We start from the raw sequence: 24,057 nt of genomic DNA, 5'->3' as shown, positions 1-24,057 counted from the left end.
AGCGTCGGCATGGGCAAACCCGGCATCGATTTCCCAGGATTAGGGACCGGTCTCGCAATTTTGCGGGACGGTAAGCTATTGCTCTATCGGCGCCTGAAAGCTCCGGAAGCGGGTTTCTGGAGCATCGTCGGCGGCAAGGTTGACCATATGGAGCCGGCGGCGGAAGCAGCCGTCCGTGAGGCCGAAGAAGAGAGCGGCCTCTCCATCGGCGAGATCGACTATCTCTGCACCATCGAAGTTCTTGTCGAGGCCGACCGGCAGCATTGGATCTCCATGATCTACGTCACCAAGGATTTCTCCGGCGAAGCAAGCCTTGTTGAGCCGGATAAGCTCTCGGATTTCGGCTGGTTTGGCCGCAGCGAGCTGCCACAGCCGCTATCCGCCTTTGCCCAGGCGGCTATCGCGCATCTGCACCAAGACGATTTTCACTGATTTCACTTGTCCGCGCGGGCCGCCGCCTCATAGGCAAGCCGCACCCAGCGCGCCATGATATCAGGATCATCGAAAGCATCGTCCGGGATCGACCAGTAAGGCATGTTGACGGCCTTGCCCTTCTTGCCCTCATAGGCCCAGCGCCTGGCACCCGCGGCCTCGAATTCCGGGGCGCTGATCTCGTCAGCCTTGAGCAATATCTCGCCGCCGACCTCAAGCGCGAGGATGCGCCCCATGTGGTAGATGCCCTTGCCGCCGAACATGCGCTTGATCGTCACCAGACCCAGCGCCTGGAACATCTCTTCGATTTCGATCGTGTCCATTCCTATTCCTTCAATATACCGCCGGCGGCGAGCACGGCCTCGGGCGTGTCGACATCGAGATGGGCGGCATCGCCGATATCGACATCGATGACGGCCAGCCCCGATGTTTCGATGATGTGCCGGGCGCCGACATCGCCCTCCAGGCGCATGACGGCATCGTAGACCGCTCGCGGCAGGATGACGGGATTGCCACGCTTGCCGCGCGAAACCGCCCGTACGATCGCCTGACCATTCGCCCTTTGGAAGGCGGCGATCAGGACCTTCAGATCATCGCCGGTGATGCCCGGCATGTCGGCCAGCATGACAAGCGTCCCATCGGCCTGTTGCGCCGAAGACGCGCCGATGCCTGAAATCAGCGAGCTTGCCATGCCGGACGCATAATCGGGATTGTGAACCCGCTGGACGGCGAGGCCGGCAAGCGCCTGCTCGATGTCCTCCCGGCGATGCCCGGTCACGGCGATAACGGCCGCTGCCCCACTGGAAAGGGCCGTCGTGGCGGAACGGCGCACCAGCGGCATGCCGTCGAACTCTGCCAGAAGCTTGTGCGGCCCGCCTTCGCCCATGCGACTTGCCCTGCCGGCGGCAAGGAGCAGGATGGCAACGGAGATCTGCGCTTCCGGCTTGACGGCGATCTCGCGCGGCCGGGGCCGCGACTGGATCTCCATCAACAGGCCGCCGACGCCCATGCCGCTGATCTCCCGCGCCGTCGGCTCCTCGCCGGCGAGAATGCGGTCCAGCACCCAGTCGAAGCCGTTCTCCCTCGGGCTGCGGGCGCAGCCCGGAGCGCCCAGAACATGGGTTTTCCCAACCTTGCCAAGCACCAGCAGATTGCCGGGATCGACCGGCATGCCCACCTGGATCACCTCGCCGCCCGCCAGCCGGATGGCTTCCGGAATGACGTCGCCGGCATCGATGACCGCGGAAGCGCCGAAGACGACCACCAGCTTCGGCAGGCGGTCCGCCGCCCGCAGCGCTCCGCCGATCGCCTCGGCAACGGCTGTGGCGCGATGGGCCACGCGCTCTTCCCGCTGCAGGACGCTGCCGGAAGGCTGCAGCCGTTGCGACAGGATGCGCGCCGTCTTGTCCATCACGGAGGCCTTCAACGACGGCAGCTCCGTGGCGACCAGCGACACGGCATGCGGCTGGAACGGCTTCACCTCGAAAACGGTTGCCTGCCGCAATATCTCGATCCCGGCGGCTATCTTTTCTCCCGAGACCGCCAGCGGAATAATCTTGAACGTCGCCACCATGTCGCCGCGACGCACCGGAACATGATCAGCGAGACAGGCAAGCGTGATGGCGGGATCGACCTGGTTCAGCCGGTCGACGGCGGCACGGTCGGCAACGAACAGGCCGTCGACCGCGCTATGGACGTTGACCCGGCCGGTGGCGGCTTCGGAGAATGTCAGATGGTCGGGGGCGATTGCGCGCGCCAGGCGTTCCGCCGCCTCATCCTCCATCAGATCACCAGCCTCGATCCGAGCGGCGATCACGCGATCGATCCCGGCAGCGGCGAGGCGCGAAAGGTCGGCGCTACCAAGCACATGGCCTTTCGCGAGGCTCCCGTCGGGCAGCCGAACGGAATGCGCCAGCACCGTGCCTTCCGCCTCGCTCGTCGCAAAATCCCCGAAAATCATGCCCTGTCACCCTTCGGTGATAAAACATCTCGCCCGCGCAGCGCACCGATGATTTCGGCCAAGATGGCGACGGCGATTTCGGCCGGGCTGGAGGCGCCGATCGGAAGCCCGATCGGCGCGTGAATCCTGGCGAGATCGGCCTCCGTCAAGCCCTCGCGCTTCAACCGCTCCAGGCGGCTTGCGTGAGTCTTGCGGCTGCCGAGCGCGCCGACATAGAAACAACCGACCCGCAGCGCCTCGGCTATCGGGAAATCATCGATCTTGGGATCATGGGTAACGGCCACCAGCGCCGTGTAGGCGTCGAGCGGCCGCTCCCTCAGAACATCCACGGGCCAGTCGGCGGCAAGATCGATCCCCTCGAAGCGCTCCGGCGTCGCGAAAGCGGTGCGGGGGTCGATGATGCGCAGATCGAAACCGGCAATCCCGGCCATCTGCGCCAGAACCTGGCTGATATGGACGGCACCGATGACGACGATATGCGGCGGCGGCAGATGCACGTTCAGAAACAGGTTTTGCCCGTCGATTTCCACTGCCGACGACTTGCCGGACCGGAAAGCGGCGGCGATAGCGTCGCCGAACGCACCTTCGACGGCATCCCCTTCGACGATCAGCCTGTCCGGTCCGCCGGAGAGATCGGTGACCAGGATCGCCGCCTGCCGCGCCCGCCGCAGCGCATTCAATGTCGCCAGAGTCTGACGGTTCATCAGTCGAGCCTTTCGACGTAGACGCGGATGCGGCCGCCGCAGGACAGGCCGACCCGCCAGGCCGTCTCGTCCGCCACGCCGAATTCCAGCATATGGGCCTTGCCGCTTTCGATGACGTCGAGCGCCTCGGCGATCACAGCGCCCTCGACGCAGCCGCCGGAGACGGAGCCATGGAAATTGCCCTCACCGTCGATGACCAGATGGCTGCCGGCCGGGCGCGGAGCGGAACCCCAGGTCTCGACAACCGTGGCCACCGCCACGGAACGCCCGGCGGACACCCATTCCTCCGCAATCACAAGCGGATCAAGGCTTTCGGATATGTTCGTCATGTCTGCCTCACAGCTTGGCGAGAAAACGGCGTGGATCGTAAGCGTCGGCGCGGCCGGCACTCAGGGCCGAGACGAGATCGGCCAGAGATAATAGATTGTGAACCGGGCGGAATTCGTCAACATGCGGCAGCATGGCGCGCACGCCGCGGGCACGCGGCTCGAAGCCATCGAAACGCAGCAGCGGATTGAGCCAGATCAGCCGGCGGCAGGAGCGATGCAGCCGGTCCATTTCCGCTGCGAGCAGCTCGACGCCCTCCCGCTCCAGCCCGTCGGTGATGAGGAGCACGATAGCACCCTGCCCGAGCACGCGCCGCGCCCAGAGCCGGTTGAACTCCTTCAGCGTCTCGCCGATGCGGGTGCCGCCCGACCAGTCGCGCACGGCAGCGGCGCATTCGTCCAGCGCCTCGTCCGGGTCCTTGTGACGCATCGCCCGCGTGACATTGGTCAGCCGCGTGCCGAACAGGAAAGTATGCACCCGCCGCCTCTTCTCGGTCAGCACATGCAGGAAATGCAGGAAGATGCGGGTATATTGGCTCATCGAGCCGGAAATATCGGCCAAGACCACGAGCGGCGGCTGCATTTCCCTGGCCCGGCGATAACGTGGCAGGATCAGCGCGCCGCCGGTGCGCAGCGCTGAGCGCATCGTCGCGCGCGGGTCGATTCTGGCCGGCGCCTGCGTCGGCGCGAAGCGGCGGGTACGGACGCTATCCAGCGGCAAATTCAGTTTCGCCAACTCCTTCTTGGCAACGGCGATCTCCGCCGCCGACATCTGCGCGAAGTCCATGCGGCGCAACACCTCGTTTCCCGAGGTTGTGAAGCGGGCATCGATCTCGATTTCCGGCACCTCACGCCGTGGCCTACGGTCGTCGCTGTCGCCGAGCAAGGCGTCGCTGACGCGGGTTTCGCCGGGTTTCGGCTTCTCCTTGTCGCGATGGTCGGGCGCCACCGGCGACATCATAGCGATCATCTTCCCGAGCAGATCGCGCGAGCGCCAGAACAGCCGGAAAGCCTCGTCGAAAACCGCAAGATCCTCATGCCGCTTGACGAAGGTGGAACAGAGCGCCGCATGAAATTCTTCGCGCGAACCAATACCGATCGCCTCGACGGCCTCGATCGCGTCGGCAATGGCGGCTGGTCCGATCTTCAATCCCGCCTTGCGAAGCGCGCGGGCGAAGAAGACGATATTGTCGGCAAGACGACCATCACCGGTCGGTGACGATGAGGCTGCAATCCCATTCTGCGCTTGCGGCTGCATGGGATCACCCCGCCGCAAGCAGTTCGGATTTCACCTCGTCCAGCACCCGTTTGCCTTCGCCGCCCTGAATGCGGGCGATGTCGTCCTGGTATTTCAGAAGGGTGCCGAGCGTATCGGAAATCGTCTCTGGATCAAGTGCCAGCCTGTCGAGCTCCGTCAGGGCAGTCGCCCAGTCTATGGTTTCGGCGACGCCGGGGTTCTTGAAGAGATCGAGCGCGCGCAGCCTCTGCACATAGGCGACGATCTGCCGGGATAATGCCTCGTTGCAGCCGGGCACCTTCCGGCGGATGATCTCCAGCTCCTGCGCGGCTTCCGGATAATCGACCCAGTGATAGAGGCAGCGGCGCTTCAGCGCATCGTGCACCTCGCGGGTGCGGTTGGTGGTGATGATGACGATCGGCGGTTCGGCGGCCCGGATCGTGCCGAGCTCCGGCACGGTCACCTGGAAATCGGAGAGCACCTCCAGAAGGAAAGCCTCGAAGGCCTCGTCGGTGCGGTCCAGTTCATCGATCAGGAACACCGGCGCGCGACCGCCTACATTCGACAGCGCCTGCAGGACCGGCCGCCGGATGAGATAGCGCTCGGAGAAGATATCCGCCTCGATGCGGTCGCGATCGGTCAGGCCGGACGCTTCGGCGAGGCGGATTTCCAGCATCTGCGCCGGATAATTCCACTCGTAGACGGCGGAGGAGACGTCGAGGCCTTCATAGCACTGCAGGCGGATCAACGGCCGGTTGAGCGCCCTGGACAGCACCTTGGCGATCTCGGTCTTGCCGACGCCGGCCTCGCCTTCGAGGAACAGCGGCCGCTTCATCTTCAAGGCCAGAAACAGCACCGCGCCGAGCGCGCGCCCGGCGAGATAGTCGTGAGCGCCGAGCAAGGCGATCGTCTCGTCGATCGATCCAGGCAAAGAAGGTGCGGTTGTGTCGGACATGATATCTCCCTTCAGGGAGTTTATAGCGCGTGATAGTCGCGGTTCATATAGATGAGCGCCGGCTTGATTTCACTGAAACGCACCGCCATCACCTCGCCAAAAATGATGTTGTGCGTCGACGCTTCCTTGATCTCGGTGACGCGGCAATCGAAGGCGGCCAGAGCGTCGGCAAGCACAGGCGCGCCGGTTGCCAGCGTCTCGAACTTGCCGCTGGCAAAGCGCTCGTCGTTGGTGAGGCCGGTCTTGCCGGAAAAGGCATCGGCAAGCGCCTGATGATGGGCGCCGAGCGCATTCAGCGCGAAGACGCCGCTCTTGAAGAAGATGTCATTCTTCACATTGCCGTTGTTAAGGCAGATCAGCACCGTGGCCGGATTGTCCGACACCGAGCACGCAGCCGTAATCGTCACCCCGCGCCGCTCGCCGCCGAGTGCCGTGGTCACCAGTTGCACATGTCCCGCATAACGGCTCATGGCATCGCGATAGAGCGCCGGATCCATACGCTGCCTGTCTAGCACGATTGTCCCCTCGTTTTCGTCATTTCTCATTTCCGTTCAATATGGCGGGCAGAGATTAGCTTTTCTACCACGGGATCATTGAAAACAGAGCGATTTTGCAGCTTTTTCTTTGACGGTTACCCTCAGGCGGTTAAAAGGGCAGAAGATTTGCCCGGGATACACAGTTGATGAATGTTCTGCGTCGCACACCGCTTCTGATGATGCTGCTTCTGGCAGCAGGCAGCAGCCATGCCGCGGGCGTCAATATCGGTATCGTTGCGCCGCAGCAGGGAAACTTCGCCGCTCTCGGCGCCCAGATCACCGCCGGCGCCAATTTCGAGATACAGGCGCGCCAGGATTCCGCCACGGTCGTTGACGAACCCTGCAGCGAGGATGGCGGCCAGGCGGTCGCCGAGGCGCTGATCGCCGCCAAGGTGCAGGCCGCGATCGGCTTTCTCTGCAGCGAGACCCTGGAAAGCGCCCTGCCTCGGCTGAAGGAAGCCGGCATTCCCGTCATCACCGTGTCCGCACGCTCGCACATCCTCATGGAGGATGCGCTGAAGAACGGCTGGCCGCTTTTCCGTCTCGCCCCGGTCGACAGCGCCGAGGCCGCATTGGCCGCCGACGCCATCCTGAAGAGCTGGAGCGCCGAGCCGATCGCCCTGATCGAGGACGGCACGATCCATGGCCGCGAGCTGGTCGGCGCGATCCGCAGCGCGCTGGAGGACAAGGGCCTGAAACCGGTCTTCAACGATACCTACCGCCCCGGGCAGGATCAGCAGATCGCCCTCGTCCGCCGTCTGAAGAAGGCCGGCGCCACCCGCGTCTTCGTCGGCGGCGACCGCAGCGACGTCGCCGTCATCGCCCGCGACGCCCAGAACGAGAAAATTCCGCTGAAACTGATGGGCGGCGATGCCATGCGGGCCGCTAACCAGCCGGTGCCACTGGCGGACGGCGTTCAGGCCATCGCCCTCCCCGATTATGCGTCCCTGCCCGCTGCGCAGCCGACGGTCCAGGCCATGCGCGCCAACGGCATCGAGCCGGACGGCTACATCCTGCCCGCCGCCGCCGCAACCCTGATCGCAGACCAGGCAGCGGAGAGCGCCAAGGCGGAAAACAAACCCGTCGCCGACAAGCTCATCGGCACGACCTTCCAGACCGCGATCGGTCCCATCACCTTCGGCCAGAACCACGAATTGACGGAAAATCCCTACCGGCTGCTGGAATGGCACGGCACGGCCTTCGTGCCGCCGACGACGCCGTCGAATTGATATGATCCGCGCAAGCATCGTCCATTAGGTTGTTTGCCTGCCGAACCAGTGATAAGCCAAGCGCGAAAAAATCAGACGGAGTTCAGCCATCCCATGACCCTGCCGATCCGCATTGCCCCTTCCATCCTCGCGGCCGATTTCGCCAAGCTCGGGCAGGAAGTCAAAGATGTGACCGAAGCCGGAGCGGACTGGATTCATCTCGACGTCATGGACGGGCATTTCGTGCCCAATATTTCCTTCGGCGCCGATGTCATCAAGTCGCTGCGACCCTATACCAGCGCCACCTTCGACTGCCACCTGATGATCTCGCCCGCCGATCCCTATCTCGAAGCCTTCGCCAAGGCCGGCTGCGACCGGATCACGGTGCATGCCGAGGCCGGCGTCCATCTGCATCGTTCGCTGCAGACGATCCGGGGTCTCGGCAAAAAGGTCGGCGTTACCCTCAATCCGGCAACACCGCTGTCGATCCTGGAAAACGTCCTCGACGATATCGACCTGATCCTGATCATGTCGGTCAATCCGGGTTTCGGCGGCCAGAAATTCATTCCAGCCATGGCCGACAAGATTCGCAATGCCAAGTCGCTGATCGGTGACAGGCCGATCGAGCTCGAAGTCGACGGCGGCGTCACCGTCGATACGGCCCCGATCATCACCGCCGCCGGCGCCAACGTCCTCGTGGCGGGTTCGGCCATCTTCAAGGGCGGCTCCGTCGAAGCCTACAGGCAGACGGTTTCCGATCTGCGCGCCGCGGCAGAACGAGGCCGCGTTGGATCAAACTAACCCGGCCAGCATCGCCGTTGCCAGCGGGCGGCTCAGGACCGCCGCCCCTTCCTATCGCCGGCGTTTGCTCGAAGCCCTGGGCTGGGGCGGATTGATGGCCTTTTCCGCCCTGGCCTCGCTTTATCTGCGAAACGGGCTGCTGACGAGCCACTTGCCGGCCCTGATCATCGTCTATTTCCTCGGGGGCGCGTTTGCCTGGCCATTGGCATTGCCGCTCGCAAGACGACTTGCACGTGGCCATGGGCCGGAAGCCCGCTTTGCGGCCTTCTTCCTGGCGCTGTCGCTCGGCACCGTCGCCATGACCGCCTTCGTCTTTGCCATGGACTATCGCTGGTTCTATGCCCGCTGGCATGCGCCCTTCGCCACGCTGATCTGGGCATTCCAGTTCGCCTTCACCAGCGCCAGCGCCGTCTACCAGTTCGCCATTCTCGGCCTCGGCCTGTTCCTACCGCTCGGTCTTGTCGGCCTGACGGCAGTGAGCCTTTATCTTGCCAGACGGGCCAATTGAGCCGCAGGCGAAAGATTGAGCCGAGAAACATTGAGATTGCCGCCCTTCTTTGTTATGGGGGCGCCAGGAATCGTTTCCCGTTACCCAAGAAAGCTGAGAGCCCATGATCCCGCGCTACTCCCGACCGGAAATGGTCGCCATCTGGTCGCCCGAAACCAAGTTCCGCATCTGGTTCGAGATCGAGGCACATGCCTGCGATGCACTGGCCCAACTCGGCGTCATTCCGAAGTCGGCCGCCGAGACCATCTGGGAAAAGGGCGGCAAAGCAACCTTCGACGTCGCCCGCATCGATGAGATCGAAGCCGTCACCAAGCATGACGTCATCGCCTTCCTGACGCATCTCGCCGAAATCGTCGGCCCCGATGCCCGCTTCGTGCACCAGGGCATGACCTCGTCCGACGTGCTCGACACCTGCTTCAACGTCCAGCTCGTGCGCGCTACGGACATCCTGCTCGCCGATATCGACAAGCTGCTCGACGCGCTGAAGCGCCGCGCCTTCGAGCATAAGGACACTGTCACCATCGGCCGCTCGCACGGCATCCACGCCGAGCCGATCACCTTCGGCGTCAAGCTGGCGCTGGCCTACGCCGAATTCGAGCGCTGCAAGCAGCGCCTGATCGCCGCCCGCGAGGAAGTTGCCACCTGCGCCATTTCCGGCGCTGTCGGCACCTTCGCCAATATCGACCCGCGCGTCGAAGAGCACGTCGCCGCCGCGCTCGGCCTGAAGCCGGAGCCGGTCTCGACACAGGTCATTCCGCGCGACCGCCACGCAATGTATTTCGCCACCCTCGGCGTCGTCGCCTCCTCGATCGAACGCCTGTCGATCGAAATCCGCCATCTGCAGCGCACCGAAGTCCTGGAAGCGGAAGAATATTTCTCGCCCGGCCAGAAGGGTTCCTCGGCCATGCCGCACAAGCGCAACCCGGTGCTGACCGAAAACCTGACCGGTCTCGCCCGCATGGTCCGTTCCTATGCCGTCCCGGCCATGGAGAACGTGGCGCTCTGGCATGAACGCGACATTTCACACTCCTCGGTCGAACGCATGATCGGCCCGGATGCGACTGTCACGCTCGATTTCGCGCTCGCCCGCCTGACGAGTGTCATCGACAAGCTCCTGGTCTATCCGGAGAATATGATGAACAATCTGAACAAGTTCCGCGGACTTGTTCATTCGCAGCGCGTGCTGCTGGCGCTGACTCAGGCCGGCGTTTCCCGCGAGGATTCCTATCGTCTCGTGCAACGCAACGCCATGAAGGTCTGGGAACAGGGCAAGGACTTCCTCGAGGAACTGCTTGCCGATCCGGAAGTGCGCGCGGCCTTGTCGGAAGAGGACATCCGCGAAAAATTCGACCTCGGCTATCATACCAAGCACGTCGATACGATCTTCAAGCGCGTCTTCGGCTGATCCTGGCCGATCCATCGCCTGAAATTTAAAGGAGCGGCGCGCAAAACGCGCCGCTCCTTGCGTTTTTGCAATAGGATCGCCTTCCTGCGATAAAGCTCGGCGCCTTCCAAATGCGCGGGAACCTTCAATGAGCAAAATCTACGATCTCGAAAAAGACGAGCACTTGCACCGGGTATCCGTGCGATGATCTGGTTCGACGCGGTTCTCGAACATCCCGCAGACGACGAGCTGGTGAGGCGCTGCTTCGCCGCCTTGCTCGAACAGGACGTACAGGGCGTGGATGTGGTGCACGGCGTTGAGAATATGCGCAATGCCCCCGTCACCTGCGTCGTCCATGAGGGATCGGCGAACGACTATTCGCAGCTCGTAACGACCTACCTCGCGGAGGCATTCCGACAGCCGGATATTCTCGCAAGCGGTGCAAGACTGGCACAATTGCTCGACAGATCATTGCTCCTTGCGAACGACGCGACCGCGAACCCCTACTCGTTCATTCTCGTATCCAGGACGGGAGCGCTGTCGATCGTATCGGTCGATCCAGAGGCGTTGGATACGCACGACCGTTACATCATCCTGAAACAAGAGGAACCTTGAAGCGGCAGAAGGCTCGGCATGTCTACGTCTTCTGCGTGATTTTCTGGCGGATCGATCGTCGTGCGGATCTTCCTTCCCCGTTTCCGTCCCGCTTGGCCGCCTTTTCCACCAGACGGTCGAGATGCTTCAGATCCTCCTCGTCCAGGTTCTCGATCCCGACGAAGCGGTTTTCCGCGGCACTGGTCAGGATGAGCTCGTTGAGCTTGGCCTGGATAGCGCGCGTGTCGCGCGTCTGCGCGTTCTGGAGCAGGAAGACCATCAGGAAGGTGACGATCGTCGTCCCCGTATTGATGACGAGCTGCCAGGTTTCGGAAAAGCTGAATATCGGTCCGGTGAGGCCCCAGACGACGACCGACAGCAGCGCCAGTATGAAGACGACAGGTTTGCCCGCCCCTTCGGACACAATCGTCGCGAAACGCGCGAAAATATGCTTGAGCCATGCCATGAACCGCATCCTCGGCTGAGCAGCAGCCATCTCCCGAATATTCGAATTCGCAAGATGGACGCGCGGATCAACGCCGCAAGACCATTGTGGTTCCCGCCGGGCCGACGGGAACCATGGCAGGCCGGTCCCCTAATGCACTTCGGCCGATACCACCAGCTTGCGATAGAGATGCCAGGTGGCATGGCCAAGTATGGGCATGATCACTGCAAGTCCCGCGAAGATCGGGATAGTGCCGATCACCAGCAGAGCGGCCACGATCAAGCCCCAGGCCGCGACCGGGATCGGATTGATCAATGTCGCGCGGATGCTGGCGTCGACCGCAGCCACGGCACCGACATCGCGGTCGAGCAGCAGCGGAAAGGTGACGACCGTGGTGGCCAGGACGACGAGGGCGAAGACGAAGCCGACGAGGTTGCCCCAGAACATCATCGCCATGCCCTGCGACGTGGTCAGCACGTTGGAGAAGAACGACGACAAGGTGATCGGCACTGTATCGCCGAAGAAGGCCACGTAGATGTTCTGCGCCACGACCAGCCAGACGATGAACAGGGCGAACAGCATGAGACCGACCGCGATGATCGACGGCAGAGCCGGCGAAAAGCGCACATCGAAGGCATGCCGCCAGGAGGTGTCGAGCCCTTTTTCCCGTCGACGGCTGATCTCATAGAGGCCAATCGCCGCCATGGGGCCGAGCAGCGCGAAGCCCGACATCAGCGGAAACAGCAAGGGCAGCAGATCGGCGTCCGAGCTCCATAGGGTAAGCGCGATGCCTGCGATCGGATACATGAGGCACAGGAAGACATAATGCGATGGTTTTTCGCTGAAGTCGTCCAGTCCCTTTTTCAGGGCATCGACAAGGTCGGCGATACCGATCTTGCGGATAGCCGGACGCGCGAATGTGTGATCCGCGCCAGCCATGACGTGAAATGCCGACATAGTGTTCTCCTCCTCATCGGCCATCTGTTCGACCGGCGGCGGAAACATGTCGGACAAAACGCGCCGACATCGTCAATCGCTACCGGCAAACGCAATTCTAGCAAATTTTGCGGCAATTGTCGCCTTTTCCCTTGACATGCCAATCTTCCTTTTCCAAATCGACCAGTCATGAAAGCTTCCGACGCAGATATCCTCATCATCCCCGGCTACACCAATTCCGGCCCGGACCACTGGCAGACACGCTGGGAGCAGAAACTCTCCTCGGCGCGGCGCGTGGAACAGGCGGAATGGTCGAAGCCGGTGCGCGACGATTGGGTCGCCCGTATTGCCGAAGAGGTGAATGCCGCGACGAAACCGGTGGTACTGGTGGCGCATTCCCTTGGCATTCCCTCGGTCATCCATGCGATCCCGTATTTCCGAAACAAGGTCGCCGGCGCCTTCTTCGTCGCGCCTCCGGATGTCGCCAACTCGGAGATCAGGCCGAAGCATCTGATGACCTTCGGCCCCTACCCACTCGATCCGCTGCCCTTTCCGTCCGTCATCATCGCCAGCCGCAATGATCCCTTCAGCAGCTACGAGCATGCCGAGGAGCTGGCCCGCAGCTGGGGCTCGCAGTTGATCGACGCCGGCGAGGCCGGCCATATCAATGCCGATTCCGGCCACGGTCCCTGGCCGGAAGGCACGATGGTCTTCGCCAAGTTTCTGAGCCAGCTCAAGCCCTGATCTTGCCGCAGAGCGGCAGGGCGACGGCCCACTCATCTGTGAAGTACCAGCCGGCTTCATTCCATCGTCGCCCAAAAGCCTGTAAAATGGCGCTGGACGAAATCCCGATTCCCGCCCTGGTTATGCTGCCGGTGCCGGAATTGCGAGGAAGGAGGCGCTGGCGGATTGTGAATTTGCTTCTTATCCGTTATGGGGACGCCCACAGATCGATCCACTTGCGCTACTCCGAGAGCGCCAACGACAGAGAACAATACCCATGAACCGTCGCCGCCGTATTTACGAAGGCAAGGCCAAGATCCTCTATGAGGGACCGGAGCCGGGCACGCTGATCCAGTTCTTCAAGGATGACGCCACTGCCTTCAACAAGAAGAAACACGAAGTCATCGATGGCAAGGGTGTTCTGAACAATCGCATCTGCGAGTACATTTTCAGCCATCTGAACAAGATCGGCATTCCCACGCACTTCATCCGCCGCCTCAACATGCGCGAGCAGCTGATCAAGGAAGTGGAGATGATTCCGCTCGAGATCGTCGTGCGCAATGTCGCCGCCGGCTCGCTCGCCAAGCGCCTGGGCATCGAGGAAGGCGTGGTGCTGCCGCGCTCGATCATCGAGTTCTACTACAAGTCCGACGCGCTCGAAGATCCGATGGTCTCCGAAGAGCACATCACCGCCTTCGGCTGGGCCAATCCGGCCGAACTCGACGACATCATGGCGCTCGCCATTCGCGTCAACGATTTCATGACTGGCCTCTTCCTCGGTGTCGGCATTCAGCTCGTCGATTTCAAGATCGAATGCGGCCGCCTGTTCGAAGGCGACATGATGCGCATCATCCTCGCCGATGAGATCTCGCCGGACAGCTGCCGTCTCTGGGACATCGAAACCCACGAGAAGATGGACAAGGATCGTTTCCGCCGCGACATGGGCGGCCTGCTGGAAGCCTATTCCGAAGTGGCCCGCCGCCTCGGCATCATCAATGAAAACGAACCCGTGCGCGGCACGGGCCCGGTTCTCGTCAAGTAAGTTCAGGAAGGACAATCGTGATCAAGGCTCGTGTTACCGTCACGCTGAAGAACGGCGTTCTCGACCCTCAGGGCAAGGCCATCGAAGGCGCGCTCGGCGCGCTCGGCTTCGAAGGCGTCGGCCAGGTCCGCCAGGGCAAGGTTTTCGACCTCGAACTTGGCAGCACAGACAAGGCCAAGGCCGAAGCGGAACTGAAAGCCATGTGCGAAAAGCTCCTCGCCAATACGGTCATCGAGAATTATAGCATTTCGATCGATTGATGCCGTTTTCCGGGAGCCGTTCTTTCCTTGCCTTCGGCAATGGGATATGGCTCCCGGAACATACTCCAAGTGAATATCCATCGCCTTTCTCGGGAGCAGAGTCATGAAATCAGCAGTCGTTCAACTTCCCGGTCTCAATCGTGACCGTGACATGATCGCGGCGCTGACGAAGATTTCCGGCAAGGCGCCGGTAACGATCTGGCAGACGGAAACGGACATTCCGGATGTCGACCTCATCGTCATTCCCGGCGGCTTCTCCTATGGCGATTACCTGCGTTGCGGCGCGATTGCCGCCCGCATGCCGGTCATGCAGGCGATCAAGGAAAAGGCCGACAAGGGCGTAAAGGTTCTCGGCGTCTGCAACGGCTTCCAGATCCTGGTGGAAGCCGGCATGCTGCCGGGCGCGCTGATGCGCAACGCCTCGCTGAAATTCGTCTGCCGCGAAATCAAGCTCGAGGTCGCCAATGCCGAGACGGATTTCAGCCGCGCCTACAGCAAGGGCCAGATCATCCGCTGCCCCGTCGCCCATCATGACGGCAACTATTTTGCCGACAGCGAAACGCTGGCGACAGTCGAGGGCAACGGCCAGGTGGTCTTCCGCTATGCCGAAGGAACCAACCCGAACGGCTCCATCAACGATATCGCCGGTGTCATCAATGCCAAGGGCAATGTGCTCGGCATGATGCCGCATCCGGAAAACCTCATCGAAGCTGCCCATGGCGGCGCGGACGGCCGTGGCCTCTTCGCCTCCGCCCTCGATGTGATCGCCGCCTGAGGCGCTCAACCGGAGCGGAAGCCGTTGCGCCCGATCTTGTGGAACGGGCGCCGCGCGTCTTGCTCACCCTCGTCACCGGCCGCGAGCGGCCTTAAACCAGATCATCGGAACAAAGATTGATGCGCCCTCGCCTCGCCACCGGACTGTATTCCGCGGCCACACTTGCCGCACTCGGCCTGCTCGTCACCTCCTGCGCCACACGGGCGCCGACCACCATTACCGCCGATCGCAGCGCTCTCTCGACCATGGAGCGCGTCATGGTCAGCGCCAATGCCTGCTGGTTCAAGTCGTCGGATCCGGCCTTCGCAGGCTATCAGCTCGCCCCCGAACTCAATTCCTTCACCGGCCGGCCGCGCATTCTCGTGGTCGACAAGAAGCACCCGACCGGACGACCGTCGCTGGTCGTGCAGGCGGAAGGCAATCCGGCGCAGTTGCAGGCCTTCGGCCCGATGATGTCCGGCGCCTCCGGCGGCCGCATCACCGGCGACGTCAACCGCTGGGCCGCTGGCACGAAGGGCTGCCAGTAACGGTTTCGCCGCCGCGGTTCTATTACCGGCGAATAAGCCACCACGCGGACGCACTTTTAGGGCTTCCCAATCCAGGCTTCGAACGCCCTGGGTTCGACATTGCCGCCGCAGAGAACGGTTGCCACGGCCTTGCCGGCAAAATGCTGTCGGTTCTCAAGAATGGCAGCGACTCCGAGCGCAGCGGCAGGCTCCACGACAAGTCCCGAATGCAGGTATAGTAATCGCATTCCTTCTTTCTTTGATGCTCTCCTCACTGACCAAAAGGGCATCATCGACGACGACCAGCAGATCATCGAGAACTTCCGGGATTACATAGCGCCCGGCCACCCCATCGGCGATAGTATTCGGGGTGCCAGCGTCCACAATCTGCCGGGCTTTGAAGGAAAGAGTCATAGCCGGTGCATTTCGGGGCTGGACTGTGATCATTTCCACATTTGGCCGCCGGCACTTCAGGGCATAACCGACGCCGGTCGCCATTGCGCCAGCCCCCAAGGAAACCAAGACGGCATCCAGCGCTTGAGGAAGTTCCGAAAGCTCAAGCCCGATTGTCGCCGCACCTTCGCAAGTGTCGAGATTCTTGCTGTCCTCCACGAGGAACGCACCTGTTTCCTCGGCATGATCCGCAGCCGCTTGCAGCGCGGCTTCGATCTCCCCATCGACCAACACCACATTTGCTCCCAGCAGCCGCATCTTTTCCACCTTGAAGGCATTGGCGGTGGCAGACGCCGTCACCGTGACATCAAAGCCTCTCGATCGGCCGCCGTAGGCGAGTGCCTGCCCGAGATTCCCCGCGCTAGCGCAAACAACCGATTTCGTGTGACCTTGCGACTGTAACCGCGCCAAAACCATCTCGGTGCCACGGCCCTTGAAGCAGCGCACGGGATTCATCGTTTCCACTTTGAGAATGATTTGGCAGCCAAGAGCCCGGCTGAGACTTTCACAGACATATTGCGGTGTATGCAGAAAGACCTTGTGTATGGTCGTGGCAGCAGCTTCGATCCGATCGATGTCCAAGCGCATGTGAGCCCCCATTGCGGTTCTCGGTAGGGCCCAGGCGGTCGGCATATCAGGTCGCCGCGTTCCACAATGGTTCTCCATCACAATCCGCCAGTCGCGCAGCGACAACAAGTTCGTTCACAGGCCGAGCAATGTCAAGAATCTGGATGGTCTCGGACAAAACGGACGCGCGCTGGCTTAATGCGCGCGCCGAACCGCTCAATCCCAGAAAAACGACTTGCCGACCTCGATCATCGCCTCGCTTCGCGTGAGGCCGATATCGCGGAGCTGATCGTCGGTGAGATCCCGTAGCGTCCAACGTGTCTCGCGCTTCTGCCGCCAAAGTGCCAAGGACGAAAGAAGACGACGCGACGCGCGCAACATCGACCGTATCGGTCCGACGCCGCGCTCCGTGGAATCGACGACAATGGTTTGGGCTGATTGAATTGAATCAATTGTACTCATTTCTTCGCTCGTTCGTTCGCTGAGAAAACAATGCATCGAGCCAAACGATACAATTGACTCATAATATTGACTCTATTTTCGATGCAATCTAAGAATTGTCATTATGACAAATTGGCTGCCTGACATCTCCAGCGGCACCGGACCGGTCTACATCCGCGTTGCCGACAGCATCGAGAACGCAATCACCCATGGCGTCCTGCCGCCGGGGACGAAGCTGCCGCCGCAGCGCAATCTTGCCTATGACATCGGGGTGACGATCGGCACGGTCAGCCGGGCCTATGCGCTGGTGCACGAACGCGGCCTGGTTGCCGGTGAAGTCGGACGCGGCACCTACGTGCTCGACCGCGCCAACGGCAAGCAGATCGAGCCGATCGATCCGATCACGCAGGCGCTGGCCGGCACGCGCGGGCTGGAAGTCCCGAACACCAAGATCCGTTTCGATACGACGGCCGCGCCCGACATCGGCCAGGGACAAATCATCGGCCAGCTCTTTGCCGATATCAGCCGCGATCACCAGGCGGAGATTTCCTCCTATTCGCGCAGCTTCCCGTCCAACTGGTTCCGTGCCGGCCAGGTATGGCTTGCCCGCAACGGCTGGCAGCCGGCGATCGAGACGATCGTGCCGACGCTCGGCGCCCATGCCGGCGCCATTGCCGTCATATCCGCGGTCACCTCCCCCGGCGACAAGATCGTCTTCGAGAACCTGACCTATACCCAGGTCAGCCGCGCCACGCGCCTGCTCGGTCGCCGTTCGCTATTGGTGGATTCCGACGAACACGGCATCATACCCGACGATTTCGAGCGGCTGTGCCAGCAGCAGCATCCCCGGCTGGCCTTCCTCATGCCGACCGCCCACAATCCGACGCTGGTCACCATGCCGGAAGCGCGGCGCCGGGCGATCGCCGCCATTGCGCGGCGCCACAGCGTCTGGCTCATCGAGGATGATCTTTACGGCGGCATGACCGAAGATACCAATCCCCTGATGGCAAGCATCGCGCCGGAGCGCACTTTCCTGGTCAGCGGCTTGTCGAAGTCGGTCACGGCCGGCGTGCGCGGCGGCTGGGTCGCCTGCCCGCCGCATTTCGCCCAGCGGATCAAGGTCACCCACAAGATGACCACCGGCGGCCTGCCCTTCATCCTGGCGGAAACCTGCGCGCGGCTGGTGCTTGAAGGTCATGCGCTGGCGCTGCGCCGCAAGGCGGTCGAGGAAATTCGCGCACGCGAGCAGCTGGCGCGCCAGACACTGGCCGGTTTCGAGTTCAACTCGCACCCGCATGTGCCGTTCCTGTGGCTGAAACTGCCCGAGCCCTGGCTTTCCGGCACCTTCAAGAATGCAGCGATCACCGATGGCGTGCTGGTCGACGACGAGGATGAATTCAAGGCTGGCCGCTCTGACAAGGTCTATCATCGCGTTCGCGTCGCCTTTTCCTCGCCGCAGCACCGCGAGGATACCCTGGCCGGCTTCATGACGCTACGCCGCCTGCTCGAGAACGGCTCGGCCGGCTACGACAGCCATATATGACAGCATTGTTGCGATTTCGCTTCGGTTACAAAAAATAAGCAATGCATACTAATGCGTGCTTTACCCCGGTTTCGCGGCTGTTACCATCCAACCGATAAAATCCGATTCGCTCACCATATTGGGGGGAGTGCATGGTTGAGGTTTCCATTTTGGGCCGCCTTTCCGGAAAAGGTGGCCTCTCAGGCATTTTCGTCGCGACAATAACGGTTTTTGCCGGCACTCACGTCGCCGCTGCCGCCGACAACAAGATATTCGATGAGCTGCGTTTCGGTTCCAGCGCCTCCATCCAGAGCGGATATGATCACGAAAAGGGCGTCTTTCCGGATGTCCAGGTGCTGTTCAATCCGTTCGGCTACAATCCGACAGCGGACTGGAAGGATCAGCTCGCGCATCCGCGCATCCATGTCGGAACCTCCGTCGGCACGGCGGGTTCGGCGACGCAGTTCTATGGCGGCCTGTCCTGGACGCTCACGCACAGCAACGGCATTTTCACCGAGGCCGGCTTCGGCGGCACGGTGCATACCGGCAATCTCGACGACTGGACCGAACACGGCCCGATGCTCGGCTGCCGGCTGCTGTTCCACGAATATGCCGGCGTCGGCTACAATTTCGACAGCCACTGGAACATGATGGCGCAGATCGCCCATTCCTCGCACGCCAATATCTGCGATGGCCCCAATGGCGGCATGACGCGCGTGGGCGTCCTGGTCGGCTACAAGTTCTGATCGCCGCTTAAGCGGCCGCACGTCATCGTGCCTGTGACTGCCTATTGTGAATGGCAGTCATTTTCCTGTCGCGCGACAGGTTCACATGCGCTAAAGAGACCCCGATCCCGTGACCGGCCTTCAAACCCTTTACAGGCAAGGACCTTCGAGCGCCCATGACCCTTTCGAATACGATCCAGATCACCCCGGAACTGATTGCCGCCCACGGCCTGAAGCCGGATGAGTATCAGCGCATCCTGGATCTGATCGGCCGCGAGCCTTCCTTTACCGAGCTCGGCATCTTTTCGGCGATGTGGAATGAGCATTGCTCCTATAAGTCCTCGAAGAAGTGGCTGCGCACCCTGCCGACGAAGGGACCGCGCGTCATCCAGGGGCCGGGCGAAAATGCCGGTGTCGTCGACATCGATGACGGCGACTGCGTCGTCTTCAAGATGGAGAGCCACAACCATCCCTCCTATATCGAGCCTTATCAGGGCGCCGCCACCGGCGTTGGCGGCATTCTGCGCGATGTCTTCACCATGGGCGCACGCCCGATCGCCGCGATGAACGCCCTGCGCTTCGGCGAACCGGATCATCCCAAGACCCGCCACCTCGTTTCCGGCGTCGTCGCCGGCGTCGGCGGTTATGGCAATTCCTTCGGCGTTCCCACGGTCGGCGGCGAAGTCGAGTTCGACGCGCGCTACAACGGCAACATCCTGGTCAACGCCTTCGCCGCGGGTCTCGCGAAATCCAACGCCATCTTCCTGTCGGAAGCCAAGGGCGTCGGCCTGCCCGTCGTCTATCTCGGTGCCAAGACCGGCCGTGACGGTGTCGGCGGTGCCACCATGGCATCGGCCGAATTCGATGAATCGATCGAGGAAAAGCGCCCGACCGTTCAGGTCGGCGACCCCTTCACCGAAAAATGCCTGCTGGAAGCCTGCCTGGAGCTGATGCAGACCGGCGCCGTCATCGCCATTCAGGACATGGGTGCCGCCGGCCTTACCTGCTCCGCCGTCGAAATGGGCGCCAAGGGCGACCTCGGCATCGAGCTCGATCTCGACAAGGTGCCGGTGCGCGAAGAGCGGATGACCGCCTATGAAATGATGCTGTCGGAAAGCCAGGAGCGCATGCTCATGGTGCTGCAGCCGGAGAAGGAAGAGGTCGCCAAGGCGATTTTCGTCAAGTGGGGCCTGGATTTCGCCATCGTCGGCAAGACCACGGACGACCTGCGCTTCCGCGTCATTCATCAGGGTGAGGAAGTCGCCAACCTGCCGATCAAAGATCTCGGCGACCAGGCGCCGGAATATGACCGCCCGTGGCGCGAGGCCGACAAGCGCGCCGCCCTGCCCGCCAACCTCGTCGCGGCGCCGGAAGATTATGCCCAGGCGCTTCTGTCGCTGGTCGGCTCGGCCAATCAGTCCAGCCGCCGCTGGGTCTACGAACAATATGACACGCTGATCCAGGGCAACTCCCTGCAGCTTCCCGGTGGCGACGCCGGCGTCGTCCGCGTTGAGGGGCATCCGACCAAGGCGCTCGCCTTCTCCTCCGACGTGACGCCGCGCTATGTCGAGGCAGACCCGTTCGAAGGCGGCAAGCAGGCCGTCGCCGAATGCTGGCGCAACATCACCGCCACCGGCGCCGAGCCACTGGCCGCGACCGACAATCTGAATTTCGGCAATCCGGAAAAGCCCGACATCATGGGCCAGTTCGTCGGCGCCATCAAAGGCATCGGCGAAGCCTGCCGCGCGCTCGATTTCCCGATCGTTTCGGGCAATGTCTCGCTCTATAACGAGACCAACGGTATTGGAATCCTGCCGACCCCGACGATCGCCGGCGTTGGCCTGCTGCCGGACTGGAAGGCGATGGCACGCATCGGTTCCGCCTCGGACGGCGACCACGTCATCATGATCGGCGTCGATGGCAGCCATCTCGGCTCGTCCATCTATCTGCGCGATATCCTCGGCTCGTCCGACGGCCCGGCGCCGGAAGTCGATCTGTTTGCGGAACGCCGCAACGGCGATTTCGTCCGCTCCGCCATCCGCAATGACCAGGTCACCGCCTGCCACGACATTTCCTCGGGCGGCCTGGCCCTGGCTTTGGCTGAAATGGCGATGGCATCGGGCAAGGGCCTGACCATCGATCTCGGCGAATGCAAGGGCCTGTCGCATGCCGTTCTCTTCGGCGAGGACCAGGCGCGTTATGTCATTGCCGTTGCGGCCGATGTCGCCGATTTCGTCTGCATCAATGCTGAAAGCGCCGGCGTGCCCTTCCGCCGCCTCGGCACGGTCGGCGGCGACGCGCTTGTCGTTGACGGGCTGCTATCGGTTTCCGTTCAGCAGTTGCGCGACGCGCATGAATCGTGGTTTCCTGCCTTCATGGACGGCAGCGCACTCGCTGCTGCCGAATAGAATGAGGTGAATCACTGATGCCAATGAATCCCGGCGATATCGAAGACATGATCAAGGCCGGCATTCCCGGCGCCAAGGTGACGATTCGCGACCTGGCCGGGGATGGCGACCATTATGCTGCGGAAGTCGTGGCCGAAGCCTTCCGCGGCAAGAGCCGCGTGCAGCAGCACCAGATGGTCTATGACGCGCTCAAGGGCAACATGGGCGGCGTATTGCACGCCCTGGCCTTGCAGACCTCAGCACCCGATTGAGGTTAGACGCGCGCCGTCGCCACCGGCGGCGAATGTCAGGTCGGGCATATCGGCCTGCGTATAGGCGGCAAAACCCGAGGCCGGCAATGGGCCGGCCGTCAGAAGCGTGAAATCGAACGGTGCCCGGACATCCGGTCCCAGCACATACTGGCGGTGCACGCGCAGGAAATCACGCTTGATCTTGGCGTAATGCTGCGATGACAGCATTTTCTTGAAGCGAATGAAGATGATCGTCGGTTGCGGCGCATCCTCGTGTCCGCAGAGAGCCGCGACCTTTGCCTTGTAGAAATGGATGGCGTCGGTCAGACAGTGGACGTCGAGCCAGGCGATCTCCTTGCATCGGGCGAGCAAGCCGACCCGTGAACGCAGCACGGAAGCGGGCCGCATGAGCGCGCATTGCAGAATGGCGCTGCCGAGCGTCGTGAAGACGACGCGCTTGCCCCGGAACAGATCCGGCTCCCGCTCCAGCAGCAGCCCGATCACATGGGCAGCAACACTCGAGCCCATGCTATGCGAGGTGATGACATATTCGTCGGCCGGTTCTTCCAGCGCCTGCCGGGCGCTGATTGCGCAGGCCTCGACCCATTGCGCCGCGCCGATGCCGTTCAGACCCGCCATGGCAACCGCCATCTCCCAGTCGGAAAAGAGATGCAGCGTATGCAGCCGCTCGGCACGCGGCAGGAAGACGTAGATGAAGAAAGCCACGGCAAGCGCGATGCTGCCGATATGGCTCCAAGACGGCAGGCCAAGCACAAAGGGGAGAAAGGCGATGCACAGGCTGATCGCCAGTCCGAGCAGCATCAGCAGGAAGGGAAAGATGAAGAAGAGGCCAAATCGCCAGGCATGGCGGAAATAACCGGCCATGCCGCCGGATGCCGCGACCTTGAAGGCCGCGAGATACCCCTGCCCCAGCCGCGAGAAGAACGGCCTGCCGTTCAGCCGCGCCACCAGATCATTGTGATCGAGGATATGAATACGGCTGTCGGTCTGCCAGCCCGTACCCTTGGCTACGACGTCGAAATAGGGAGCCCTGCCGAAATTCCTGAGCGTGTCGACGACAGCGGTGAAACCCCACGCCGCCGCGCTCTGCCTGGCGGAACGCTCGTAACGGGCCCGGTGCGCCGCCGCATCCAAGGGCTCGAATCCGGGGAAGTGAAGGACCACCCGCTTTTCAATATGACTCATGATGTTCTTGGTTCCCCGGCGCGTCGACGCATCACATGGACTTGTGGCACTGCCAACACCATGGCCTGCCGGCTTTTTCATGGCAGACGGCCAGGAAAAACGCGCCAAGATGATCCCACGACAGGGTTAACGAAACCCTGCCTCAGCACTCCCGGCCGCCATAGGGCGAATAATCGGCGCAAGGGTCGGCGGGAGGCGCGGTCATGATCTTCTGGACGATCGGGGGCTGCTGGACCGGTTGCTGCTGCGTCGTCGCTCCTGTCGAGACGCGATAGCCGAAAGCGATGCTGAGAATGAGGACGATGGCACTGACGGTGACAGCGCTGTTCAATATCGAGGCCCTGGGGGTTCGGACATGCTCATAATATTCCCGCTCGCCCTCGCTCGTCTGGCTGGAGCCATAAAATTCCTGCTCCTCGCCGACCTGACCGTCGGAATAGTGGTGATGGCTCATGATGCCCACTCCCTCAAAAATGCAATATTCAAAAAGGGACCCGCATCAGCCACGCCACCGTTGCCGGCGCGCCTACACAACTCTCCCGCTACCGCTTGAAAAAGCCCAGCAGCGTAATATTAAGCGTCCCTTGTTTCTTCCTATGTGTGTTGTTCAGCTTCTGAGTTGAAGACGCGATTTCAAAACGCACTGTTCAAAAAAAGGTGATAATTCCAACATATAGGGCCGCCGGAAACCGATGTTGCGCAAAAGCCCATTCATGCGATGAAAAACATGTCGACGCATGATTGCGGCTGGAAATCGCACCGCCGGCTTGCTATTTAAGGAAAAGATTTGAAACTTGCGGACCTTGACCCCGCACGTGAAAGGAATGGAAGACCATGAGCGGCATTCACGAATTCATCGACAATGAAGTGAAGACCAACGACGTCGTTCTCTTCATGAAAGGGACGCCGCAATTCCCGCAATGCGGCTTTTCGGGCCAGGTGGTCCAGATCCTCGACTATATCGGCGTCGACTATAAGGGCATCAACGTCCTTGCCGACTCGGAAATCCGTCAGGGCATCAAGGACTATTCCAACTGGCCGACCATTCCTCAGCTCTACGTGAAGGGCGAGTTCATCGGCGGCTGCGATATCGTGCGCGAAATGTTCCAGGCGGGCGAGTTGCAGCAGCATTTTCAGGAAAACGGCATCAGCGTGCGCGGCGCCGCCTGACCG

29 protein-coding genes and 1 riboswitch are annotated in these 24,057 nt (G+C 61.9%); of the genes, 16 read left to right on the top strand and 13 right to left on the bottom strand.

All coding sequences use genetic code 11. The features are described 5' to 3' along the window. Positions 1 to 9 precede the first annotated feature (9 nt). A complete protein-coding gene (locus tag FHX11_RS03440; protein WP_184355053.1) occupies positions 10 to 432 on the top strand; it encodes an NUDIX domain-containing protein in 423 nt (140 codons plus the stop codon). 2 nt (positions 433 to 434) lie between these two features. Here the strand turns inward: FHX11_RS03440 and FHX11_RS03435 are convergent, their stop codons facing one another. The 7 genes from FHX11_RS03435 to FHX11_RS03405 are packed head-to-tail and all read right to left on the bottom strand — an operon-like array spanning position 435 to position 6,129. Next, complete coding sequence (locus FHX11_RS03435) at positions 435 to 755, bottom strand: TfoX/Sxy family protein (RefSeq protein ID WP_184355051.1); 321 nt, start codon at positions 753 to 755, stop codon at positions 435 to 437. Between the two features lie 2 nt (positions 756 to 757). Then, a complete protein-coding gene (locus FHX11_RS03430; RefSeq protein ID WP_184355049.1) occupies positions 758 to 2,392 on the bottom strand; it encodes a molybdopterin-binding/glycosyltransferase family 2 protein in 1,635 nt (544 codons plus the stop codon). Further along, the gene (locus FHX11_RS03425; RefSeq protein WP_184355047.1) at positions 2,389 to 3,096 is read right to left on the bottom strand and encodes an XdhC family protein; all 708 of its coding nucleotides are present in this window, start codon (positions 3,094 to 3,096) and stop codon (positions 2,389 to 2,391) included. The genes FHX11_RS03430 and FHX11_RS03425 overlap by 4 nt, the downstream gene beginning before the upstream one ends. Beyond that, the gene (locus FHX11_RS03420) at positions 3,096 to 3,425 is read right to left on the bottom strand and encodes an XdhC family protein (protein ID WP_184355045.1); all 330 of its coding nucleotides are present in this window, start codon (positions 3,423 to 3,425) and stop codon (positions 3,096 to 3,098) included. Before FHX11_RS03420 ends, FHX11_RS03425 begins: the two co-directional genes overlap by 1 nt. 7 nt (positions 3,426 to 3,432) lie before the next feature. Continuing rightward, entirely contained in the window at positions 3,433 to 4,680 is a 1,248-nt protein-coding gene (locus tag FHX11_RS03415; RefSeq protein WP_184355043.1) for a VWA domain-containing protein, read from the bottom strand. Between the two features lie 4 nt (positions 4,681 to 4,684). Beyond that, a complete protein-coding gene (locus FHX11_RS03410; protein WP_184355041.1) occupies positions 4,685 to 5,614 on the bottom strand; it encodes a MoxR family ATPase in 930 nt (309 codons plus the stop codon). A 20-nt stretch (positions 5,615 to 5,634) separates the two neighbouring features. After that, the gene (locus tag FHX11_RS03405; RefSeq protein ID WP_184355039.1) at positions 5,635 to 6,129 is read right to left on the bottom strand and encodes a flavin reductase; all 495 of its coding nucleotides are present in this window, start codon (positions 6,127 to 6,129) and stop codon (positions 5,635 to 5,637) included. Positions 6,130 to 6,296: 167 nt separating this feature from the next. Here FHX11_RS03405 and FHX11_RS03400 point away from each other — a divergent pair, with 167 nt between their 5' ends. The 5 genes from FHX11_RS03400 (at position 6,297) to FHX11_RS03380 (ending at position 10,666) form a co-directional block, all read left to right on the top strand. Next, the gene (locus FHX11_RS03400) at positions 6,297 to 7,379 is read left to right on the top strand and encodes an ABC transporter substrate-binding protein (RefSeq protein WP_184355037.1); all 1,083 of its coding nucleotides are present in this window, start codon (positions 6,297 to 6,299) and stop codon (positions 7,377 to 7,379) included. A 93-nt stretch (positions 7,380 to 7,472) separates the two neighbouring features. Further along, entirely contained in the window at positions 7,473 to 8,159 is a 687-nt protein-coding gene (rpe, locus tag FHX11_RS03395) for a ribulose-phosphate 3-epimerase (RefSeq protein WP_184355035.1), read from the top strand. A gap of 94 nt (positions 8,160 to 8,253) precedes the next feature. Further along, complete coding sequence (locus FHX11_RS03390) at positions 8,254 to 8,667, top strand: hypothetical protein (protein ID WP_246780898.1); 414 nt, start codon at positions 8,254 to 8,256, stop codon at positions 8,665 to 8,667. A 103-nt stretch (positions 8,668 to 8,770) separates the two neighbouring features. Then, the gene (gene purB, locus FHX11_RS03385; RefSeq protein ID WP_184355033.1) at positions 8,771 to 10,072 is read left to right on the top strand and encodes an adenylosuccinate lyase; all 1,302 of its coding nucleotides are present in this window, start codon (positions 8,771 to 8,773) and stop codon (positions 10,070 to 10,072) included. A gap of 183 nt (positions 10,073 to 10,255) precedes the next feature. Then, positions 10,256 to 10,666: a hypothetical protein gene (locus FHX11_RS03380; protein ID WP_246780875.1), complete on the top strand. Its 411-nt coding sequence runs from the start codon at positions 10,256 to 10,258 to the stop codon at positions 10,664 to 10,666. Between the two features lie 22 nt (positions 10,667 to 10,688). On the opposite strand, the gene FHX11_RS03375 is transcribed toward FHX11_RS03380, so the two are convergent. Both FHX11_RS03375 and FHX11_RS03370 read right to left on the bottom strand, forming a co-directional pair. Continuing rightward, positions 10,689 to 11,111 (bottom strand): low affinity iron permease family protein, encoded by a 423-nt coding sequence (locus tag FHX11_RS03375; RefSeq protein ID WP_184355031.1) that lies wholly within the window; start codon positions 11,109 to 11,111, stop codon positions 10,689 to 10,691. 129 nt (positions 11,112 to 11,240) lie between these two features. Further along, the gene (locus tag FHX11_RS03370; RefSeq protein ID WP_184355029.1) at positions 11,241 to 12,047 is read right to left on the bottom strand and encodes a DUF2189 domain-containing protein; all 807 of its coding nucleotides are present in this window, start codon (positions 12,045 to 12,047) and stop codon (positions 11,241 to 11,243) included. A 168-nt stretch (positions 12,048 to 12,215) separates the two neighbouring features. On the opposite strand from FHX11_RS03370, the gene FHX11_RS03365 reads away from it, so the two are divergent. The 5 genes from FHX11_RS03365 (at position 12,216) to FHX11_RS03345 (ending at position 15,353) form a co-directional block, all read left to right on the top strand. After that, positions 12,216 to 12,770, top strand: a complete 555-nt coding sequence (locus tag FHX11_RS03365) for an alpha/beta hydrolase (RefSeq protein WP_184355027.1) — start codon at positions 12,216 to 12,218, stop codon at positions 12,768 to 12,770. 256 nt (positions 12,771 to 13,026) lie between these two features. Further along, on the top strand, positions 13,027 to 13,791 hold the full coding sequence (purC, locus tag FHX11_RS03360) for a phosphoribosylaminoimidazolesuccinocarboxamide synthase (protein WP_015340039.1): 765 nt from the start codon (positions 13,027 to 13,029) through the stop codon (positions 13,789 to 13,791). A gap of 17 nt (positions 13,792 to 13,808) precedes the next feature. Continuing rightward, the gene (purS, locus tag FHX11_RS03355; protein ID WP_184355026.1) at positions 13,809 to 14,051 is read left to right on the top strand and encodes a phosphoribosylformylglycinamidine synthase subunit PurS; all 243 of its coding nucleotides are present in this window, start codon (positions 13,809 to 13,811) and stop codon (positions 14,049 to 14,051) included. 103 nt (positions 14,052 to 14,154) lie between these two features. Further along, entirely contained in the window at positions 14,155 to 14,826 is a 672-nt protein-coding gene (gene purQ, locus FHX11_RS03350) for a phosphoribosylformylglycinamidine synthase subunit PurQ (RefSeq protein WP_184355024.1), read from the top strand. 119 nt (positions 14,827 to 14,945) lie between these two features. After that, on the top strand, positions 14,946 to 15,353 hold the full coding sequence (locus FHX11_RS03345) for a hypothetical protein (RefSeq protein ID WP_184355022.1): 408 nt from the start codon (positions 14,946 to 14,948) through the stop codon (positions 15,351 to 15,353). Positions 15,354 to 15,506: 153 nt separating this feature from the next. Here the strand turns inward: FHX11_RS03345 and FHX11_RS03340 are convergent, their stop codons facing one another. Both FHX11_RS03340 and FHX11_RS03335 read right to left on the bottom strand, forming a co-directional pair. Beyond that, positions 15,507 to 16,373, bottom strand: a complete 867-nt coding sequence (locus tag FHX11_RS03340; RefSeq protein WP_210292305.1) for a pyridoxal-phosphate dependent enzyme — start codon at positions 16,371 to 16,373, stop codon at positions 15,507 to 15,509. A gap of 21 nt (positions 16,374 to 16,394) precedes the next feature. Continuing rightward, positions 16,395 to 16,478, bottom strand: a riboswitch (ZMP/ZTP riboswitch). Positions 16,479 to 16,568: 90 nt separating this feature from the next. Next, complete coding sequence (locus FHX11_RS03335) at positions 16,569 to 16,814, bottom strand: DUF1127 domain-containing protein (RefSeq protein WP_184355020.1); 246 nt, start codon at positions 16,812 to 16,814, stop codon at positions 16,569 to 16,571. Between the two features lie 103 nt (positions 16,815 to 16,917). On the opposite strand from FHX11_RS03335, the gene FHX11_RS03330 reads away from it, so the two are divergent. The 4 genes from FHX11_RS03330 (at position 16,918) to FHX11_RS03315 (ending at position 21,699) form a co-directional block, all read left to right on the top strand. Then, positions 16,918 to 18,336, top strand: a complete 1,419-nt coding sequence (locus tag FHX11_RS03330) for a PLP-dependent aminotransferase family protein (RefSeq protein ID WP_184355018.1) — start codon at positions 16,918 to 16,920, stop codon at positions 18,334 to 18,336. Between the two features lie 131 nt (positions 18,337 to 18,467). After that, a complete protein-coding gene (locus tag FHX11_RS03325; protein WP_184355016.1) occupies positions 18,468 to 19,061 on the top strand; it encodes an acyloxyacyl hydrolase in 594 nt (197 codons plus the stop codon). A 155-nt stretch (positions 19,062 to 19,216) separates the two neighbouring features. After that, positions 19,217 to 21,448: a phosphoribosylformylglycinamidine synthase subunit PurL gene (gene purL / locus FHX11_RS03320; RefSeq protein ID WP_184355014.1), complete on the top strand. Its 2,232-nt coding sequence runs from the start codon at positions 19,217 to 19,219 to the stop codon at positions 21,446 to 21,448. A 17-nt stretch (positions 21,449 to 21,465) separates the two neighbouring features. After that, positions 21,466 to 21,699 carry a BolA family transcriptional regulator gene (locus tag FHX11_RS03315; RefSeq protein ID WP_004108912.1) on the top strand — a complete coding sequence of 78 codons (234 nt, stop codon included), beginning with the start codon at positions 21,466 to 21,468 and terminating at the stop codon, positions 21,697 to 21,699. On the opposite strand, the gene FHX11_RS03310 is transcribed toward FHX11_RS03315, so the two are convergent. Both FHX11_RS03310 and FHX11_RS03305 read right to left on the bottom strand, forming a co-directional pair. Next, positions 21,685 to 22,884, bottom strand: coding sequence for a hypothetical protein (locus tag FHX11_RS03310; protein ID WP_184355012.1), 1,200 nt, complete (start codon positions 22,882 to 22,884; stop codon positions 21,685 to 21,687). The two genes, FHX11_RS03315 and FHX11_RS03310, sit on opposite strands and share 15 nt — an antisense overlap. A 142-nt stretch (positions 22,885 to 23,026) precedes the next feature. Next, positions 23,027 to 23,338, bottom strand: coding sequence for a hypothetical protein (locus tag FHX11_RS03305; RefSeq protein ID WP_184355010.1), 312 nt, complete (start codon positions 23,336 to 23,338; stop codon positions 23,027 to 23,029). A 380-nt stretch (positions 23,339 to 23,718) separates the two neighbouring features. On the opposite strand from FHX11_RS03305, the gene grxD reads away from it, so the two are divergent. Next, entirely contained in the window at positions 23,719 to 24,054 is a 336-nt protein-coding gene (gene grxD, locus FHX11_RS03300; RefSeq protein WP_184355008.1) for a Grx4 family monothiol glutaredoxin, read from the top strand. The last annotated feature ends 3 nt before the right edge of the window (positions 24,055 to 24,057 follow it).

Source organism: Rhizobium sp. BK602 (assembly GCF_014195095.1).
Taxonomy (GTDB): domain Bacteria; phylum Pseudomonadota; class Alphaproteobacteria; order Rhizobiales; family Rhizobiaceae; genus Rhizobium.
This window is presented reverse-complemented; position numbering and strand designations above follow the sequence as displayed.

What these genes read in the sequence shown, in the direction of transcription:
- FHX11_RS03330 (WP_184355018.1), top strand. Translation starts at nt 16,918, where the DNA reads ATGACAAATTGGCTGCCTGACATCTCCAGCGGCACCGGACCGGTCTAC.
- FHX11_RS03305 (WP_184355010.1), bottom strand. Translation starts at nt 23,338, where the DNA reads ATGAGCCATCACCACTATTCCGACGGTCAGGTCGGCGAGGAGCAGGAA.
- purQ (WP_184355024.1), top strand. Translation starts at nt 14,155, where the DNA reads ATGAAATCAGCAGTCGTTCAACTTCCCGGTCTCAATCGTGACCGTGAC.
- FHX11_RS03365 (WP_184355027.1), top strand. Translation starts at nt 12,216, where the DNA reads ATGAAAGCTTCCGACGCAGATATCCTCATCATCCCCGGCTACACCAAT.
- grxD (WP_184355008.1), top strand. Translation starts at nt 23,719, where the DNA reads ATGAGCGGCATTCACGAATTCATCGACAATGAAGTGAAGACCAACGAC.
- FHX11_RS03310 (WP_184355012.1), bottom strand. Translation starts at nt 22,884, where the DNA reads ATGAGTCATATTGAAAAGCGGGTGGTCCTTCACTTCCCCGGATTCGAG.
- FHX11_RS03390 (WP_246780898.1), top strand. Translation starts at nt 8,254, where the DNA reads ATGGCCTTTTCCGCCCTGGCCTCGCTTTATCTGCGAAACGGGCTGCTG.
- rpe (WP_184355035.1), top strand. Translation starts at nt 7,473, where the DNA reads ATGACCCTGCCGATCCGCATTGCCCCTTCCATCCTCGCGGCCGATTTC.
- FHX11_RS03425 (WP_184355047.1), bottom strand. Translation starts at nt 3,096, where the DNA reads ATGAACCGTCAGACTCTGGCGACATTGAATGCGCTGCGGCGGGCGCGG.
- FHX11_RS03420 (WP_184355045.1), bottom strand. Translation starts at nt 3,425, where the DNA reads ATGACGAACATATCCGAAAGCCTTGATCCGCTTGTGATTGCGGAGGAA.
- FHX11_RS03325 (WP_184355016.1), top strand. Translation starts at nt 18,468, where the DNA reads ATGGTTGAGGTTTCCATTTTGGGCCGCCTTTCCGGAAAAGGTGGCCTC.
- FHX11_RS03400 (WP_184355037.1), top strand. Translation starts at nt 6,297, where the DNA reads ATGAATGTTCTGCGTCGCACACCGCTTCTGATGATGCTGCTTCTGGCA.
- purC (WP_015340039.1), top strand. Translation starts at nt 13,027, where the DNA reads ATGAACCGTCGCCGCCGTATTTACGAAGGCAAGGCCAAGATCCTCTAT.
- FHX11_RS03435 (WP_184355051.1), bottom strand. Translation starts at nt 755, where the DNA reads ATGGACACGATCGAAATCGAAGAGATGTTCCAGGCGCTGGGTCTGGTG.
- FHX11_RS03340 (WP_210292305.1), bottom strand. Translation starts at nt 16,373, where the DNA reads ATGCGCTTGGACATCGATCGGATCGAAGCTGCTGCCACGACCATACAC.
- FHX11_RS03440 (WP_184355053.1), top strand. Translation starts at nt 10, where the DNA reads ATGGGCAAACCCGGCATCGATTTCCCAGGATTAGGGACCGGTCTCGCA.
- FHX11_RS03375 (WP_184355031.1), bottom strand. Translation starts at nt 11,111, where the DNA reads ATGGCATGGCTCAAGCATATTTTCGCGCGTTTCGCGACGATTGTGTCC.
- FHX11_RS03410 (WP_184355041.1), bottom strand. Translation starts at nt 5,614, where the DNA reads ATGTCCGACACAACCGCACCTTCTTTGCCTGGATCGATCGACGAGACG.
- purB (WP_184355033.1), top strand. Translation starts at nt 8,771, where the DNA reads ATGATCCCGCGCTACTCCCGACCGGAAATGGTCGCCATCTGGTCGCCC.
- FHX11_RS03415 (WP_184355043.1), bottom strand. Translation starts at nt 4,680, where the DNA reads ATGCAGCCGCAAGCGCAGAATGGGATTGCAGCCTCATCGTCACCGACC.
- purL (WP_184355014.1), top strand. Translation starts at nt 19,217, where the DNA reads ATGACCCTTTCGAATACGATCCAGATCACCCCGGAACTGATTGCCGCC.
- FHX11_RS03335 (WP_184355020.1), bottom strand. Translation starts at nt 16,814, where the DNA reads ATGAGTACAATTGATTCAATTCAATCAGCCCAAACCATTGTCGTCGAT.
- FHX11_RS03380 (WP_246780875.1), top strand. Translation starts at nt 10,256, where the DNA reads ATGATCTGGTTCGACGCGGTTCTCGAACATCCCGCAGACGACGAGCTG.
- FHX11_RS03315 (WP_004108912.1), top strand. Translation starts at nt 21,466, where the DNA reads ATGCCAATGAATCCCGGCGATATCGAAGACATGATCAAGGCCGGCATT.
- FHX11_RS03345 (WP_184355022.1), top strand. Translation starts at nt 14,946, where the DNA reads ATGCGCCCTCGCCTCGCCACCGGACTGTATTCCGCGGCCACACTTGCC.
- FHX11_RS03430 (WP_184355049.1), bottom strand. Translation starts at nt 2,392, where the DNA reads ATGATTTTCGGGGATTTTGCGACGAGCGAGGCGGAAGGCACGGTGCTG.
- FHX11_RS03370 (WP_184355029.1), bottom strand. Translation starts at nt 12,047, where the DNA reads ATGTCGGCATTTCACGTCATGGCTGGCGCGGATCACACATTCGCGCGT.